The sequence below is a fragment of the Dyella sp. genome, from assembly GCF_035503745.1.
Taxonomy (GTDB): domain Bacteria; phylum Pseudomonadota; class Gammaproteobacteria; order Xanthomonadales; family Rhodanobacteraceae; genus Dyella_B.
This window is the reverse complement of the sequence record NZ_DATJTC010000032.1, coordinates 1-14,832: the sequence shown is the minus strand read 5'-3', so window position 1 is coordinate 14,832 and position 14,832 is coordinate 1. Positions and strand designations below refer to the sequence as shown.

The 14,832-nt window shown below is 66.9% G+C and carries 16 protein-coding genes; 9 read left to right on the top strand and 7 right to left on the bottom strand.

Features of this window, described 5'->3' with window-relative positions:
* The first annotated feature begins 26 nt into the window (after positions 1-26).
* The 3 genes from VME63_RS13160 (at position 27) to VME63_RS13150 (ending at position 1,969) form a co-directional block, all read left to right on the top strand.
* Positions 27-341 carry a hypothetical protein gene (locus tag VME63_RS13160; RefSeq protein ID WP_325433814.1) on the top strand — a complete coding sequence of 105 codons (315 nt, stop codon included), beginning with the start codon at positions 27-29 and terminating at the stop codon, positions 339-341.
* A gap of 109 nt (positions 342-450) precedes the next feature.
* Positions 451-1,128, top strand: coding sequence for a PadR family transcriptional regulator (locus VME63_RS13155; protein ID WP_325433813.1), 678 nt, complete (start codon positions 451-453; stop codon positions 1,126-1,128).
* A gap of 43 nt (positions 1,129-1,171) precedes the next feature.
* The gene (locus VME63_RS13150; protein WP_325433812.1) at positions 1,172-1,969 is read left to right on the top strand and encodes a siderophore-interacting protein; all 798 of its coding nucleotides are present in this window, start codon (positions 1,172-1,174) and stop codon (positions 1,967-1,969) included.
* A gap of 127 nt (positions 1,970-2,096) precedes the next feature.
* Here VME63_RS13150 and VME63_RS13145 read toward each other — a convergent pair whose 3' ends face one another.
* Entirely contained in the window at positions 2,097-4,529 is a 2,433-nt protein-coding gene (locus tag VME63_RS13145; protein WP_325433811.1) for a S9 family peptidase, read from the bottom strand.
* A 211-nt stretch (positions 4,530-4,740) separates the two neighbouring features.
* Between VME63_RS13145 and VME63_RS13140 the strand changes: the two genes are divergently transcribed.
* The 4 genes from VME63_RS13140 to hemC are packed head-to-tail and all read left to right on the top strand — an operon-like array spanning position 4,741 to position 8,145.
* The gene (locus VME63_RS13140; RefSeq protein ID WP_325433810.1) at positions 4,741-5,406 is read left to right on the top strand and encodes an alpha/beta hydrolase; all 666 of its coding nucleotides are present in this window, start codon (positions 4,741-4,743) and stop codon (positions 5,404-5,406) included.
* A gap of 31 nt (positions 5,407-5,437) precedes the next feature.
* Complete coding sequence (locus VME63_RS13135) at positions 5,438-6,502, top strand: sensor histidine kinase (protein WP_325433809.1); 1,065 nt, start codon at positions 5,438-5,440, stop codon at positions 6,500-6,502.
* Complete coding sequence (locus VME63_RS13130) at positions 6,480-7,184, top strand: LytTR family DNA-binding domain-containing protein (protein ID WP_325433808.1); 705 nt, start codon at positions 6,480-6,482, stop codon at positions 7,182-7,184. Before VME63_RS13135 ends, VME63_RS13130 begins: the two co-directional genes overlap by 23 nt.
* 43 nt (positions 7,185-7,227) lie before the next feature.
* Positions 7,228-8,145, top strand: coding sequence for a hydroxymethylbilane synthase (hemC, locus tag VME63_RS13125; RefSeq protein ID WP_325433807.1), 918 nt, complete (start codon positions 7,228-7,230; stop codon positions 8,143-8,145).
* Between the two features lie 68 nt (positions 8,146-8,213).
* Here the strand turns inward: hemC and VME63_RS13120 are convergent, their stop codons facing one another.
* Both VME63_RS13120 and VME63_RS13115 read right to left on the bottom strand, forming a co-directional pair.
* Positions 8,214-9,026 carry a DUF481 domain-containing protein gene (locus tag VME63_RS13120; RefSeq protein WP_325433806.1) on the bottom strand — a complete coding sequence of 271 codons (813 nt, stop codon included), beginning with the start codon at positions 9,024-9,026 and terminating at the stop codon, positions 8,214-8,216.
* Between the two features lie 86 nt (positions 9,027-9,112).
* Positions 9,113-10,036: a hypothetical protein gene (locus tag VME63_RS13115; protein WP_325433805.1), complete on the bottom strand. Its 924-nt coding sequence runs from the start codon at positions 10,034-10,036 to the stop codon at positions 9,113-9,115.
* 84 nt (positions 10,037-10,120) lie between these two features.
* On the opposite strand from VME63_RS13115, the gene VME63_RS13110 reads away from it, so the two are divergent.
* Both VME63_RS13110 and VME63_RS13105 read left to right on the top strand, forming a co-directional pair.
* Positions 10,121-11,092: a YafY family protein gene (locus VME63_RS13110; protein ID WP_325433827.1), complete on the top strand. Its 972-nt coding sequence runs from the start codon at positions 10,121-10,123 to the stop codon at positions 11,090-11,092.
* Positions 11,093-11,262: 170 nt separating this feature from the next.
* Complete coding sequence (locus tag VME63_RS13105) at positions 11,263-12,219, top strand: patatin-like phospholipase family protein (protein ID WP_325433804.1); 957 nt, start codon at positions 11,263-11,265, stop codon at positions 12,217-12,219.
* A gap of 48 nt (positions 12,220-12,267) precedes the next feature.
* Here the strand turns inward: VME63_RS13105 and VME63_RS13100 are convergent, their stop codons facing one another.
* The 4 genes from VME63_RS13100 to VME63_RS13085 form a co-directional block, all read right to left on the bottom strand.
* Positions 12,268-12,636, bottom strand: coding sequence for a DUF488 domain-containing protein (locus VME63_RS13100; protein ID WP_325433803.1), 369 nt, complete (start codon positions 12,634-12,636; stop codon positions 12,268-12,270).
* A gap of 114 nt (positions 12,637-12,750) precedes the next feature.
* Positions 12,751-13,467 carry a glycosyltransferase family 2 protein gene (locus tag VME63_RS13095; RefSeq protein WP_325433802.1) on the bottom strand — a complete coding sequence of 239 codons (717 nt, stop codon included), beginning with the start codon at positions 13,465-13,467 and terminating at the stop codon, positions 12,751-12,753.
* A gap of 62 nt (positions 13,468-13,529) precedes the next feature.
* Positions 13,530-14,396 (bottom strand): ParB/RepB/Spo0J family partition protein, encoded by an 867-nt coding sequence (locus VME63_RS13090; RefSeq protein ID WP_325433801.1) that lies wholly within the window; start codon positions 14,394-14,396, stop codon positions 13,530-13,532.
* A gap of 2 nt (positions 14,397-14,398) precedes the next feature.
* Positions 14,399-14,832, bottom strand: a 434-nt coding sequence (locus VME63_RS13085) for a ParA family protein (RefSeq protein ID WP_325433800.1), incomplete at its 5' end; no start/stop codon positions are given.

Sequence of the window (14,832 nt, the reverse complement as noted above, 5' to 3'; positions counted from 1 at the left end):
GGCTGCTGCAGTGCGCGCGTTGCGCCATGAGCGCCATCGCCGGCACCAACCCCTTCCGCCAAACCGCCCTGATCGCCTACCGATCGCCCTGGGCCACGCCAACCCATGCAACCATCGCCTCGCCCACGCTGGGCGGCGGCGCTGAAGCGGCCAAAGCATACGCGGCGAAGCTCAGCCAGGACCACAACCTCAGCGCCGACGGCAAATCGCCCGCCCGGACGGTGTTGCGCTCCCGTCGCGGCGGCTTGGAGAAACCCGCGGCGCAAGTGTTCACCTTCGCCGTCAACGGCGTGCAGGCGCCGTGGGCGATCGCCTTCGCGGCGACGGCGAAACTTGCCTGACCAAGGGGGTATCCCCCGGCCCTTCCACCAGCCGGCGAGGCCGACGCTTGCTTCCGATACAGTTTCGATATATCTTTTTTTGGTAATTACGATATATCGGAGTCATATCATGCATAGGCATTCCCTGTTTCACCGGCTGCGCCAGCTCCACCATTACCGCCACCACGGCGGCCCCTGGGTGGCTTGGGACGACGCCGACGGCTACGACCGCGAGGATTACCACTTCCACGGCCGGCGCGGCCGGCACGGGCATCACCAGGATGGCGACGTGTTCGCCGACTGGAATGGCCTGCAGGGCGGCGGCCGCAGGTCCGGCGGGCGCATGCTGGGGCACGGCGATCTGAAGCTGTTGCTGCTGGCCCTGATCGAGCAGCAGCCGCGCCACGGTTACGAGCTGATCCGCACCATCGAGGAAATGTTCCACGGCCATTACGCACCCAGCCCGGGGGCGGTGTACCCCACGCTGACGATGCTGGAGGAAATGGGCTACGCCTCGGTGGAGAGCGAGCAAGGCGGCCGCAAGTTGTATGCGATCACCGACGAAGGCCGCGCGTATCTGGACCAGAACCGCGCCGCGGTGGATGCCATGACCGAGCGCACGCGCCACAGCGCCCGCATGATCGCCAAGCTGGCGCTGCCGTTGGCGGTGCGCAAGGCGATGCATGCGCTCAAGCACGCCGTGCTGATGCATGGCACTGACTGGAACAAGGCCCAGGCGCAGCGCGTGGCGGCGATACTTGAGCGCGCCGCGGCGGAGATCGCGTCGGGCCGGGCGAATGACGAGTGATCGGGCCAAGGCACCAAACGCCGTGCGGCAGCGAGTTTTCACTATGAGCAGACATGAACATCGCATGGTGCGCCATGCGGTAGTGCGCCGCACGCTGGAGGTGCGAAGCGCACGGCGCATTACGCCGCATATGCAGCGCATCGTGTTCGGCGGCGAGGAACTTCGCGGGTTTGCGAGTGCGGCGCCGGACGATCACGTGAAGCTGTTTTTTCCCAACGCCCAGGGCGAACTGGTGTTGCCGACGATCGGACCGAACGGTCCGGAGTTTCCGGCCGACGCACTGCCTTCGCCGATGCGCGATTACACGCCGCGCCATTTCGACGCGGCACGGCTGGAGCTGACCATCGACTTCGTGGTGCACGGCGACGGCCCCGCGTCGACCTGGGCGGAGCAGGCCGTGCCCGGCCAGCGCATCGGCATGGGCGGTCCGCGCGGTTCGTTCCTGATGGCGGAGGATTTCGAGCATATGGTGCTGGTGGGCGATGAAACCGCCCTGCCCGCGATCGGCCGGCGCCTGGACGAACTGCCCGACCATGCGCACGCGGTGGCTTTGATTGAAATTGCGCAAGTGGCCGACCGCCTTCCGCTAGGATCGCGTGCCACGTTCGAGGCGATATGGCTGGAGCGCGACGGCGTGGAGGCGGCGCAAAGCGATCTGCTCGAACAGGCACTGCGCGCGTTGCCTGACTTCCCAGGCGATACGTTTTACTGGATCGCCGCCGAGTCGCGCCGCGCGCGGGCGATGCGCAGGTTTCTGGCCCAGGAGCGCGGCGTGCCGAAGGAATGGATTCGTGCCACGGGCTATTGGCAGGCCGATGGTGCGGCCGATGAAGAGGATTGAAGTGTTCGCACCGTGCCCCGCTCTTCCCCGTGCTCGCAGGGGAGAGCGTTAGTGCGGCAGGCGCGCATGCATCCACGCGCGGCACACGCTTCCTCCCCCTGCTTGCGGGGAAGGAAGCGCCTGGAGGTCAGTGCGCGGCGTTGGGCTTGACCCAGGTTTCGAACAGTTCGTCGATGCGGCGATATTCGTCGTACCACGAGTCGGAATGATCGAATTCGTGCCGCTCCAGCGGGTAGAGCGAAATCCAGAAGTTTTTCTTGTGCAGCTCCACGAAGCGCTCGTACAGGCGCAGCGAATCGCTGGCCATGACGTTGTCGTCGATCAGGCCGTGGTTGATCAACAGCGGATCGCGCAGGTTTTCGGCGTACTCGATCGGCGAGCTGATCTTGTAAGCCTCCGGGTCCAGTTGCGGATCGTTGAGGATGTCGCTGGTGTAGCTGTGGTTGTAGGTGACCCAGTCCGACGGCGGACGTTGCGCGGCGCCGGCGGCGAACTCACCAGGCGCACGCAGCAGCGCCATCTCGGTCATGAAACCGCCGTAGCTGCCGCCGTAGATGCCCACGCGCTTAGGATCGACACCGTGGTTCTTCACCAGCCAGGCCTTGCCGTCGAGCAGGTCTTGCAGTTCCGGATGGCCCATCTGGCGATAGATGGCGGTGCGCCAGTCGCGGCCGTAGCCCTGCGAGGCGCGGTAATCCATGTCCAGCACCACGTAGCCTTGCTGCACGAGCAGGTTGTTGAACAGCTGTTCGTGCTGGTAGTACGTGGCCGATTCGGTGACGTCCTGCAAATACCCCGCGCCGTGCACGAAGATCACCGCCGGACGCGACGAGGCGGCGTCGGTTTCATTGGCCGGACCGTAGTACTTGGCGTAGATCACACCCGCCCCGTGCGAGGAAGGCACCGCGACGAATTTCGGCGCGATCCAGGCATGCGCGGTGAATGCGGCTTTCATGGTGTGGGTGAGATCGCGCGCCGCGCCGCCCTGCGCATCCTGCACCGCCAATTGCGGCAATACGTAGGCGGAGGAATGCAGCACGGCGAGGCGGCTGTCGTCCGGCGACAGCACGAATTGATCCATGCCGCCGTATTGGGTGACGCGCGTCAGCGCGCCGCCATCGGAGGGCACGCGATACACGTCGTAGCTGTATGGCGCAACCTGGTTGGCGCGCACGTAGAACCATTTGCCATCGTTGGAAAGCTGCGGCTGGCTTACTTCGAACTTGCCGCTGGTGAGCGCTTTCGCCTCGCCGCCGACGGGTTTGACGTAGAGCTGCGAATAGCCGGTCTGCTCGCTGAGGAACCACAGCGTGCGGTTGTCCTTGAGCCAGCCGAAGTCGTTGTAGGTCCAGTTGATCCATGCCGCGTCGTGCAGGCGATGCTGCGGGACCAGTGCGTGCTTATCGAAGTCGACGGTGACGATCCAGCGATCCTTGTTGTCGATGGAAAGCAGCTCCAGCGCGAGGTTGCTGCCGTCTTCGTTCCACGCCGCGCTGGCGGTCTCGCTGTCCATGCTGTACAGCGTTACAGGGCGCACGTCGGGCGCCTTGAGCGCCTTGGCTTCGTCGGATTTACCGGCTTTTTCCAGCGCCGCGACGGTTTTTTCGCGGATCGCCTTAAGCGGATCGTCCTTGATGCCGGGCAGGTTGTCGGTGGCCAGCGCGTACTGCTTGTGGGCGCGCAGGTCGAGCAAGGTGAGCGACTGCGGCGCCGGATCGTTGCGGCCGACGTAGGTGCGCGCGGACTGGTCTTCGGTGTAGCCCGATTCGGTGACGTAGTGGATCACCTTGGGCGACTTGCCCTCGTCGTAATGGGCCGGCTGCGTGACGACCAGCATCCAGCGGCCATTGGGCGACAGCTCGGTGTCGATGAGCTGCGACTTGTCGCCGAGGTAGAACGGCAGCGGCGCGCGCGTGGGATCGGCGGCGGCGAGCAGGTCCTGGTTGGCGCGGCGCGCGTCCTTATCGGCTTTGTTCTCGCGCAGTTCCTTGAACAGGTCCAGCTGTTGCTGTTCCAGCGCATCGGGTTTGGCCTGGCGCGGATCGTCGGTGAAGGTGAGGATCGCCGCCGGCGACGTCACGCCGCTGGCCAGGTCGTAGCTGTACCAGTTGTTGGCCTGGCGGAACTGCAGCTGGCGACCGTCGGGCGAAAACTGCGGCGCCGACTGCGGTTGCACGCTGCGCGTAACCTGCACGCGGCGGCCGCTGGCCAGATCGACCAGGAATACGTCCCCGTGCAGGATGAAGGCGGCGTGCCGGTGCGCGCGGTCGTACACCGCCGGACCTTCCGCCTGCGCCATCGCGGCAGGCTCGAGCTTGCTGGTTTGGCCGCTGGCCGGATCGACGCGATACAGGTCCATCACGCTGCTGCCATCGCGCTTGAGGCTGTAGTAAATGCTGCGCCCGTCCACGCTCCAGTACGGATTTTCCACCGCATGTCCCATCCAGTCCGGATTGGCCATGATGGTTTCCAGATCCAACGGCCCGGCACCTGTCGCGGGGGCGGCCGCGGCGGGCAGGGTGGCGAGGGCTACGAGGCCGGCGAGCAGCAGTCGGCGCATGGGTCGCTCCAGAACGGAAAACAGCGAGCATAGCCAAGCCGGGGCGACAGGCAAGCGCCAAGAGTCGTGGTTGGCCGGTTCAAGCGCATGCGCCTTTGCACGCACCACACCGGGTCGGGCCGCACGCCGTCCGCGCTGGGTGGCCCGCACCGTCATGCCGGCGCGGGCCGGCTGCTACGATGACGTTTCGATCCCCGCCCCGCGATGCCCCATGAGCCTGCTCCCCGCCGTCGAAAACGAAACCGCCGCCGATCCCCTCTACAGCGTCATCTGGCTGCACGGACTTGGCGCCGACGGCAACGACTTCGCACCGATCGTGCCGGCGCTGGTATCGCCGCAGTGGCCGGGGCTGCGCTTCGTGTTTCCGCACGCCCCGGTGCGCGCGGTGACCATCAACAGCGGCATGCAGATGCGCGCCTGGTACGACATCTACGGTCTGGACCTGGTGGCGCGGCAAGATGAAGCGGGCATACGCCAGTCCATCGCGCAGGTCCAAGCCCTGATCGCGCGCGAGCACGAACGCGGTGTGCCGAGCGAGCGCATCGTGCTGGCCGGGTTTTCGCAAGGCGGCGCGATCGCGCTGGCCGCGGGGCTGCGTCATCGGCAAAAACTCGCCGGCATCGTGGCACTGTCCACCTACCTGCCGCTGGCCGATTCGCTGGCTGGAGAACGCAGCGCGGCCAATGCCCAGGTGCCGATATTCTGGGGGCACGGCACGTTCGATCCGGTGGTGGTCTTGCAGCGCGGCCTGGAGTCGCGCGCCGCGCTGGAAGCGCTTGGCTACTCGCTGGCATGGCACACCTACCCGATGCCGCATTCGGTAAGCCCGGAGGAAATCGCCGATCTGCAGCATTGGATGAGCCAGCGCCTGCGCTGAAACCCGCGCCGGCTACGGGCATACTGCGGCCATGCCAGCATCCCCCGCCAACGCGCCTGCCCGCACGCAGACTCCGCTGCCGGAGTTTTGCGAACTGCCCGCCATTTCCGCCCTGCTGGTGGTAGGCGCGCTGTGCGTGACGCTGGCCTGGCTCGCCCCGCAAAGCACGCGCGGCTGGCGCGGTTACAGCGTGGGCATGTTGTTTGTGGAATGGATGGCGATGGTAATCGCGGTGGCGTTGTGCAAGCTGCGTCCGCTGCTGCTGCGCCTGCCGGGGCGTTTGCCTTATGCGGGCGTGTGGCTGGTGATGATCGCGATCGTGGCGCTCGCCAGCCTGATCGCGCAATGGATGGACCGCACGCTGGACATGCAGCTGATCGCCGCCGGCGCCACCGGCTTCGTGCGCGACAACATGCTTATCGCCGCCCTGCTGGGCATGGCGATGCTGCGCTACTTCTACTTGCTGGCCGAATGGCAGGCGCGGCTTGCCGCCGTGGCGCATGCGCGGGTGGAAGCGCTGCAGGCGCGCATCCGCCCGCATTTTCTGTTCAACAGCATGAATACCGTGGCCGCGCTGGTGCGCGTGGATCCCATTGCCGCCGAGCGCACGGTGGAAAATCTTTCCGAACTGTTCCGCGCCGCGCTGGGACAGGACGAAACCAACACCGGCACCCTGGGCGAAGAGCTGGAGCTTGTGGACCGCTATCTGGCGATCGAGCAATTGCGCCTGGGCGAGCGCCTGCGCATCCGCCGCGAACTGGACGACGCACCGCTGGATGCATCGCTGCCGCGCCTGCTGCTGCAGCCGCTGGTGGAGAACGCCGTGCGCCACGGCATCCAGCCGTTGCGCGAAGGTGGCCAGGTGCTGCTGCGCGCGCGGCGCGAGGACAACATGCTGGTGATCGAGGTAACCAATCCGCTCGCCGAAACGCCGGCCGAAGGCGGCAGTGGCCATGGCTTGAACAACGTGCGCCAGCGCGTGGCCTATCATTTCGGCCCGCGCGCGGACGTGGCGGCGGGGCCGCAGGGCGATCGCTTCGTGGTACGCCTGCGCCTGCCGGTGGAGGTGCGCCATGCGCGTGATGATCGTCGATGACGAACCGCTGGCGCGCGCGCGCCTCAAATCCTTGCTCGACGAATGCGAGGACGCCGAGCTGGTCGGCAGCGTCGGCGACAGTGAGGCAGCGCTGGCCGCGATGGCCCACGCGCAGCCGGACGTGCTGATCCTGGACATCAACATGCCGGGCATGGACGGCAAGGAGCTGGCCTCGCGGCTGGCCCATCGCACGCGTCCGCAGATCGTGTTCTGCACCGCTTACGAGGCGCATGCGGTGCACGCGTTCGATCTGGGCGCGGTGGATTATCTGCTCAAGCCCGTGCGGCTCGAACGCCTGCGCGATGCGCTGGCGCGCGCGCGGCAACGGCTCGATGCGCGTCCGCGCGACGCGGTCGACTGGCTGCATGCGCGCGTGCGCGGCGAACCGGTGCGCGTGGCGCTGGACGAAGTGGTTTGCCTGATCGCGGAAGAAAAATACGTCGTCGCGCATCGCAACGGCGACCCGCTGCTGCTGGACGAATCGCTGCGCCAGCTGGAAGAAACCTACGCCGACCAGCTGATCCGCCTGCACCGCAATTGCCTGGTGCCGGTGCGGCGCCTGGTGGGCCTTAAAACCATGAGCGACGGTCGCGTGCTTGCGCGTCTGGCCGGCACCGATTTCAGTCCCGAGGTGAGCCGCCGCAACCTGCCGGGCTTGCGCAAACTGCTGCGCATGGGATGACGACTGGGCGACAATAGCGGCCTCCCTCTTGCCCGGAGCCCTCATGTCCCTTGCCGTGCTGCGCATCGCCACCCGCAAAAGTGCGCTCGCCATGTGGCAGGCCGAACATGTAGCCGGCCTGTTGCGCGCGGCGCATCCGGGCCTGCGCGTGGAACTGGTGCCGCTGACCACGCGCGGCGACGAGGCGCTCGACCAGCCGCTGGCGGCGATCGGCGGCAAGGGCCTGTTCCTGAAGGAACTGGAAGTGGCGATGCTGGAAGGCCGCGCGGATCTGGCCGTGCATTCGCTCAAGGACGTTCCGGCGGAGCTGGAACCGGGCTTCGAGCTGCCGGCGATCCTGCCGCGCGCGGATGCCGCCGATGCGTTCGTCAGCAACGACTGCGCCAGTCTGGCGGCATTGCCCAACGGCGCCCGCGTCGGCACGTCCTCGTTGCGCCGGCAGGCGCTGCTGCGCGCGGTGCGACCGGACCTTACCCTGCTGGACCTGCGCGGCAACGTCGGCACGCGCTTGCAGAAACTCGACGCCGGCCACTACGAAGCGATTGTGCTGGCTTGTGCCGGGCTGGAGCGCCTGGGCCTGCACGATCGCATCCGCTCGCGGCTGACCGCGCCCGATTGGCTGCCCGCGCCAGGGCAGGCGGCGATCGTGGTGGAGGCGCGCGCCGATCAGCCGCTTGTGCTGCAGGCGCTGGGGGTGCTGGACGATGCCGACACGCGGCTGGCCGTCACCGCCGAGCGCGCCATGAACCACGCCCTCGGCGGCAGTTGCACGGTGCCGGTGGGCGCGTGGTGCACGGTCACCGAGCGCGGCCTGCATCTGCGCGGCATGGTGGGCGAGGTGCGCAGCGGCCGCCTGCTGGTGGCCGAAGCGGCCGGCGATTGCCACGGCGCGGCGCGTCTGGGCAACGAGGTGGCGCAGGCCCTGTTCGCCCAGGGTGCGGCGGCGCTGCTGGCGTCCTGACCCGCGCCAAGAAAAAACCCCTTCGCTCGCGCGAAGGGGTCTGGTGCGTGGCAAGGTGCCGCGCTAAATCAAAGGTTGTAGGCGATGTTGGTGGTGGCCAGCGTGTCGGTGTGACGGATGCCAGGCAGCACGAAGGTGTTGTGGCGCACCTGGAAACCCACTTTCAGCGACAGCTTCTTGGTCACGCTGACCGCGATGCCGGTGTCGTTCTGCACGTAGGTGTTCTTGTCGCCCGCTTCGGTAAGGAACGTATCCTCGAAGGCGGTGTTGTCGGTGATGCGGTACTTGTAGTTGACCAGGCCGCGCGCAACCACCTCGCTCTGGCGCGACTCGGTGGTGGTGACGGTGACGCCGTTGACGGTCTGGCTGCCGGGCGACGGCTGGTACTCGGTGTAACCGGGACCGATTTCGAACGACAGCTGCGTGCGGTCGGTCTTCAGCGCCATGTAGCCGTAGCCGACCGACACCGTGCCTTGCCAGATGTTGGCGCCGAAGTCGTCATGGTCGTAGCGCGCGGCGGTCACGATGTAGCTGCGCGGGTCGAGCTTGTAGCCGATCGACGCACCGCCGTCGTAGCGGTTGGCGGTGGTGTCGAACTGCCGGATCGTCGCGCCCTGGGCGTTGACCACGTCAACCTGGCCCTTGGAACGCAGGGCGTCGAAGAAGAACGTGTTCTTCCACTGGTCGGTTTCCTGGTTCAGGTTGAGCTTGGCGTTGAGGTTCTGCGAACGCGAGTTGCCGGTGGTCGAGGCAAAGCCCAGTTCGCCCGAACCGGTCCAGTTGCCGGTGCTGGTCTGCGTGCCGGATGAGGTGTCCTGGGCCTGGGCAGCGAATGTGGCCAGGGTGGCGAGCGCCAGACCGGTCATGAGGATCTTCTTCATCGCTGGGGGAATCCTATTGTTAAAAAGCCGTTGAGCGGGCCACTTTATCGGTACGGCTTGAATACCCGGTGAATGTGAACGCCTTGTTATCGCGTACGGTTTTGCCACCATAAAGCGTCAGATTCCGCCGGCCGGGTGAAGGCGACGTCGTACAGGCGCAGCTCCATGGTCTTACCCGCCACGTAGGCGATCGCCGCGGCAAGCGCCAGCCACCGCCCCCATGCCGTGACCGGCGCCAGCAACAGGCTGGTGCATGGCACCGCGCAGATCAGCGCGGCGGCCAGGAAGCGCTGCGGCTGCAGATCCTGGGTATGGCGACGGCGCTCGTCGGGGCTGGGGTAGCGCAGCGATTGTTGCCAGCCCAGCCCATCGGCCAGGCCCAGCAGCAGGGCCAACAGCAGCAGGCCCACCACCCATGGCCAGCGCGCCGCATCGGCGCCGAGCAAGTCGTCCTGGAAAATGGCGCATACCCACAGCCACAAGCCGCCGCCGTAGCAGGCCGACAGCACCCGGCTGAGCGGAATCTGCATGATCACCCCCGCCCGCGCCAGCCGCCGGGCGCGATAGCCGTTGGCGCTGATGATCAGGCAGGACAGGCTGCACAGCACCAGCACGATCGCGGTCAGGCGCGTGGCCCAGAAGGTGTCGTTGCCGCGCACCAGCCCGGCCAGGCCGAACATGGGCAGATACGTGGCCAGGGCCAGCACCGCTTCGCGGGTCGGGCGATGACCGTTGCCGATCAACCAGCCGTGCCAGTCGGGCATCAGGCGCAGCCGCAGACAGGCCACGATGAGGCCCGCGCTGACGAACAGGCAGCCCAGCACGAGCGGCACCAGCACGTCGCCGCGCCCGCCGCTGTAGACGCCAAGGCCCAGGGCCAGGCCCAGCAGCAGCCATAGGCCGTAGCCGCACAGGGCCAGCACCTCCAGCAGCATGGAGGTCAGCCCGACGGGCATGGTTTCCAGCTCGGGGCCGGAAGGTTCCTGCAATGATTTTTGGGATATATCCATGGGACCGGGGAAAGTCCGCACGCACGCTTGCGGGCGTCACGTTGTATCCCCATGCTACATAAATCCCGTTTGCACAGCGTCGACATGGACCGCTACGAGCGCATTCTCACCCTGCACCGCCTGCTGAAGTCGGCCCACTACCCGGTGCCGCTGCCCAGGCTGATGGACGAGCTTGAATGCTCGCGCGCCACCCTGTATCGCGACATCGCCTTCCTGCGCGATGCGCTGGGGGCGCCGATCGAGAGCGCCGGCGGCGAACACGCCGCGTTCCGCTACGAGGCCACCGAGGGCCAGCGCTTCGAGCTGCCCGGGCTGTGGCTGACGTCCGACGAGCTGGCCGCGCTGCTGGCGTTGAACGAACTGATCGGGCGCAGCGGGCCGGGCGTGCTGGCGGGTGCGCTGGCGCCGTTCAAGGCGCGCATCGAGCACCTGCTGTCGGACCGCGCCAGCGGCAAGGCGCTGCCGGTGGAGCGCATCCGCGTCATTCCCTGGGGCGAGCGCAAGCTCGACCAGCAGGCGTTCCGCATCACTGCCGGCGCGGTGCTCGACCGCCGCCAGCTACGTTTTCTCTACCGTGCGCGCACTACCAACAACGAAAGCCGCCGCACCGTCTCGCCGCAACGGCTCACGCACTATCGGGACAACTGGTACCTCGACGCCTGGGACCACGACCGCGAGGCGCTGCGCAGCTTCGCGGTGGACCGCATCGCCGAGCCGCAGGCGCTGGAAGCACCGGCCAACGACGTGCCCGAGCACGATCTGAACGAACTGCTCGCCTCCAGCTACGGCATCTTCGCCGGCAAACCCAAGGCCTGGGCCACCATCCGCTTCTCCGCGCACGCGGCGCGCTGGGTCGCCGACGAACACTGGCACTCGCAGCAGAAAGGCCATTGGCTGCCGGATGGACGTTACGAGCTGCAGCTGCCCTATTCCAATTCGCGCGAGCTGTTGATGGACGTGCTCAAGTACGGCCCCGACGCCGAGATCGTGGCGCCGCTGCCGCTGCGCGAAGAGATGAAGATCATGCTGCAGCTGGCCTTAGGCGGATATCAGTAGCGCGACCTGACTCCCTCCCCTGCGTGCGGCAGGGGAGAGTTGGGAGTGGTGTGAAGCCCTGCGGAAGAAGCACGAGCGTTACCTCCTTCCAAGCTCCCCCTGCTTTGCACGGGGAGCATCGAACGTCGCCAGTCATCCTTCCCTGACAGTCCCGCGCTAACATGCGGCCGATGGCTGTCATCGACCCCCGTTCCGACACTGCCGCCCTGCCCCAATCGCCGCGCAAGCCGACGGTCGCGCTGGCGCTTGGCGCAGGTGGCGCCAAGGGCCTGGCGCACATCGGTGCGATCGAGGAACTGGAAGCGCAAGGCTTCCAGATCATCGCCATCGCCGGCTGCTCGATGGGCGCCCTGATCGGCGGCATTCACGCCATGGGCAAACTGGCGCTGTATCGCGACTGGGTCTGCTCGCTGGACAAGTTCGACGTGCTGAAGCTGGTCGACTGGTCGTTTTCCTTTTCGGGCGGCGGCCTGATCAAGGGCGAGAAAATCATCGGCACGCTGATGGACCTGATCGGCGACACGCGCATTGAGGAACTGCCGATCGCCTTCACCGCCGTGGCCACCGACATCGACCGCGAACGCGAGGTCTGGCTGACGCGCGGCTCGCTGTTCGACGCGGTGCGCGCCTCGATCGCCATTCCCACGCTGTTTCGCCCGCACGTCATCGACGGGCGCACGCTGGTCGACGGCGCGCTGCTCAATCCCGTGCCGGTGACGCCGCTGATTCGCGATCCGGCCGATTATGTGATCGCGGTGAGCATCGATGGCCCCGCCCAGAGCACCTTGCCCGAGCAAATCTCCGCCGACGCCACCGGGCCCCGGCACGGCATCGGTCAATGGCTGGGACGCCTGCTTCCCGGCGGCCGCAACGATCTCAAGGAAGCCCAGATCAAGGCGCACGAACCGGGCGCGCTGGCGCTGCTGGGACAGTCGATGGACCTGATGCAGGCCAATCTGTCGCGCCTGCGGCTGGCTGCGCACCAGCCGGACGTACTGGTGCAGCTGGCGCGCAACGTATCGAGCGCGTATGAGTTCTATCGCGCGCGCGAATTGATCGAACTGGGCCGCGAACACACGCGCGCCGCATTGGCGTCATGGCAGCCGGCGCCGCGCACAGCCCCCTGACAGCTACGCCAACGCAACGCGGGCCACGCCAATAGGGTAAAAACAGGTTTAGGGCACCGCCTGCGCCTTCAGCCAGCACTCCAGATACGCCTTCAGCGCTACCGCCTGGTTGTGCTCCTCGTCACGCGCGCCGTACAGCAAGGTGACGCGATGGCGTTCGGCCTGCGTCAACAGCGGTTGCCAGAACGATTTGCGTGCGTCCAGTTCGCCCGCGTAGCGATGGCGGAAACCTTCCCAGCGTGTGGGATCGTGCCCGAACCATTTGCGCAGCGCGGCGGTCGGTGCGAGTTCTCGCGCCCAGATGTCGAGCGCGGCATCTTCCTTGGTCACCCCGCGCGGCCATACCCGATCGACCAGTACGCGGTAGCCATCGGACTTGGCGGCCGGTTCGTAGATGCGTTTGACGGCGATGCTCACCAGTGATCTCCCTTACGGGACGAGACCACCAAGCATACGCCGCGGACATTCAGCTGGCGTGATGCCGCCGGGTGCGCCCGTCACACCAGCGCTAACGGAAGCGTTGACGGACGCTTAGAGTTCTTCCACCGCGGTGACCTTGGCCCGGCGCATCAACCACGCTACCCCGCGCAGGTCGGCCACGCCCACCCACAGGCGGTCGAGCATGCCGTACTTGGACGTGCCGGCGGTGCGCGGGCGATGTCCCACCGGCACGCTCTGGCTGCGGAAGCCCGCGCGGTTCACCAGCGCGGGCAGGTAGCGGTGCATGTGATCGAAGTAGGGCAGGCGCAGGAACAGCTCGCGTTCGAACAGCTTCAGGCCGCAGCCGGTGTCGGGCGTGTTATCGCGCAGCATGCGCGAGCGCACCGCGTTGGCGATCTTCGAGGAGATGCGCTTGTTGAAGCTGTCGCGGCGCGTGGTGCGCCAGCCGGCGAACAGCTTGATCTGCGCCTGTGCGCCGTCGCGCGCGGCGAGCAGCTTGGGGATGTCGGCCGGATCGTTCTGGCCGTCGCCATCGAGCGTGGCCACCCACGGCGCGCGCGCGGCGCGCACGCCATTCCACACCGCCGTGCTCTGCCCGCTGCGCGTGAGGTGGTGCAGCACGCGCAGTTCCTGATAGATGGCTTTTTGCGCGTCCAGCACCGCACGGCTGTCGTCGGTGGAATCGTCGTCCACGTAGATGATTTCGAACTCCAGCTTGCCGCGCAACGCAGCGGCGATCTCCGCCAGCAGCGGCGGAATGTTGTCGCGTTCGTTGAAGACGGGCACGACGACGGAAAGTTGCGGCATGGAAAGAAGCCTTGTGATGGTTTTTAAGCTTTATCCCCGAAGGGAAGGAATAGAAATCAGGGTCAGCGCATCTTGCCCAGAATCCCTTCCAGCTCGTCGTTGCTGTGGTAGTGGATCACCAGCTTGCCGCGCCCGCCGCGGCCGTGCGCCACTTCCACCTTGGTGGCGAAGCGCTCGGCCAGCTCGCGTTCCAACGCATCGACGTTGGGGTCGCGCGCCGGCGCGCTCTTGGCCTTGCCCTTGGGCGCGGTCTGTGCCTTGCGGGCGGCGTCTTCCAGTTCGCGCACGCTCCAGTTGTTGCGCGCCGCTTCCTGCGCCAGCGCCTGGGCCTGGTGTTCGGGCAGCGTGAGCAGGCAGCGGGCGTGGCCCATTTCCAGCTTGCCGTCGTCGAGCAGGCGCTTGATCGAGGCCGGCAGGTCGATCAGGCGCAGCATGTTGGAGACCGACGCGCGCGAACGGCCCACGGCATCGGCGGCCTGCTGGTGGGTGAGGTCGAAATCGTCGATCAGGCGCTTGACGGCATCGGCTTCTTCCAGCGGGGTAAGGTCCTGGCGCTGGATGTTTTCGATCAGCGCCATCGCCGGCACGGCGACTTCCGGCACGTCTTTGACCAGCGCGGGAATCTCGCTGAGCGGCACACGCTGCGCGGCGCGCCAGCGGCGCTCGCCCGCAATCAGTTCGAAGCTGTTCTTGCCGATCGCGCGCACCACCACCGGCTGAATCAAACCCTGCGCGCGGATCGAAGCGGCCAGTTCGTCCAGTGCTTCGTCGTTCCAGTGGCGGCGCGGCTGGTATTTGCCGGGCTGGATCTGCTGGATCGGCAACGTACGCAGCTCGCCTTCCTGCTCCAGCACCGGTGCGGCAGCGCCTTCGCCGCCCAGCAACACGTCCAGTCCGCGACCAAGCCCACGCTTTTTTGCAGCAGCCATGCTCAATCCTGATGGTTGGCGGCAGGCGCCTTCAGCGCCATGCCATGCACGCCCGGCTTGGGCGGCTCGGTGATGTCGTCGGCTTCGATCGCCTCGCCGGCGTCGACCGGCGCCGGCGGCAGGCCGCGTTCGCGGCGGATGATCTCGCCGGCGAGGCCGATGTAGGCGATCGCGCCGCGCGAACTGCGATCGTAGAGATGGATCGGCTGGCCGTGGCTGGGCGCCTCGGCGAGACGGATGTTGCGCGGAATGATGGAGCGCAGCACCTTGTCGCCGAAATGCGCGGTGAGCTGCGCCGACACTTCGTTGCCGAGGTTGTTGCGCACGTCGTACATGGTGCGCAGCAGGCCTTCGATCTCCAGCCTGGGGTTCAGCCGCTGGCGCACCGCCTTGACCGTTTCCAGCAGGCTGGACAGGCCTTCCAGCGCGAAGAACT

Bases quoted from the DNA above. Each gene is read 5' to 3' on its own strand.
- hemC (WP_325433807.1), top strand. From the start codon at position 7,228: ATGTCCCTTGCCGTGCTGCGCATCGCCACCCGCAAAAGTGCGCTCGCC.
- VME63_RS13150 (WP_325433812.1), top strand. From the start codon at position 1,172: ATGAGCAGACATGAACATCGCATGGTGCGCCATGCGGTAGTGCGCCGC.
- VME63_RS13120 (WP_325433806.1), bottom strand. From the start codon at position 9,026: ATGAAGAAGATCCTCATGACCGGTCTGGCGCTCGCCACCCTGGCCACA.
- VME63_RS13095 (WP_325433802.1), bottom strand. From the start codon at position 13,467: ATGCCGCAACTTTCCGTCGTCGTGCCCGTCTTCAACGAACGCGACAAC.
- VME63_RS13090 (WP_325433801.1), bottom strand. From the start codon at position 14,396: ATGGCTGCTGCAAAAAAGCGTGGGCTTGGTCGCGGACTGGACGTGTTG.
- VME63_RS13130 (WP_325433808.1), top strand. From the start codon at position 6,480: ATGCGCGTGATGATCGTCGATGACGAACCGCTGGCGCGCGCGCGCCTC.
- VME63_RS13160 (WP_325433814.1), top strand. From the start codon at position 27: ATGAGCGCCATCGCCGGCACCAACCCCTTCCGCCAAACCGCCCTGATC.
- VME63_RS13145 (WP_325433811.1), bottom strand. From the start codon at position 4,529: ATGCGCCGACTGCTGCTCGCCGGCCTCGTAGCCCTCGCCACCCTGCCC.
- VME63_RS13155 (WP_325433813.1), top strand. From the start codon at position 451: ATGCATAGGCATTCCCTGTTTCACCGGCTGCGCCAGCTCCACCATTAC.
- VME63_RS13105 (WP_325433804.1), top strand. From the start codon at position 11,263: ATGGCTGTCATCGACCCCCGTTCCGACACTGCCGCCCTGCCCCAATCG.
- VME63_RS13140 (WP_325433810.1), top strand. From the start codon at position 4,741: ATGAGCCTGCTCCCCGCCGTCGAAAACGAAACCGCCGCCGATCCCCTC.
- VME63_RS13135 (WP_325433809.1), top strand. From the start codon at position 5,438: ATGCCAGCATCCCCCGCCAACGCGCCTGCCCGCACGCAGACTCCGCTG.
- VME63_RS13110 (WP_325433827.1), top strand. From the start codon at position 10,121: ATGGACCGCTACGAGCGCATTCTCACCCTGCACCGCCTGCTGAAGTCG.
- VME63_RS13115 (WP_325433805.1), bottom strand. From the start codon at position 10,036: ATGGATATATCCCAAAAATCATTGCAGGAACCTTCCGGCCCCGAGCTG.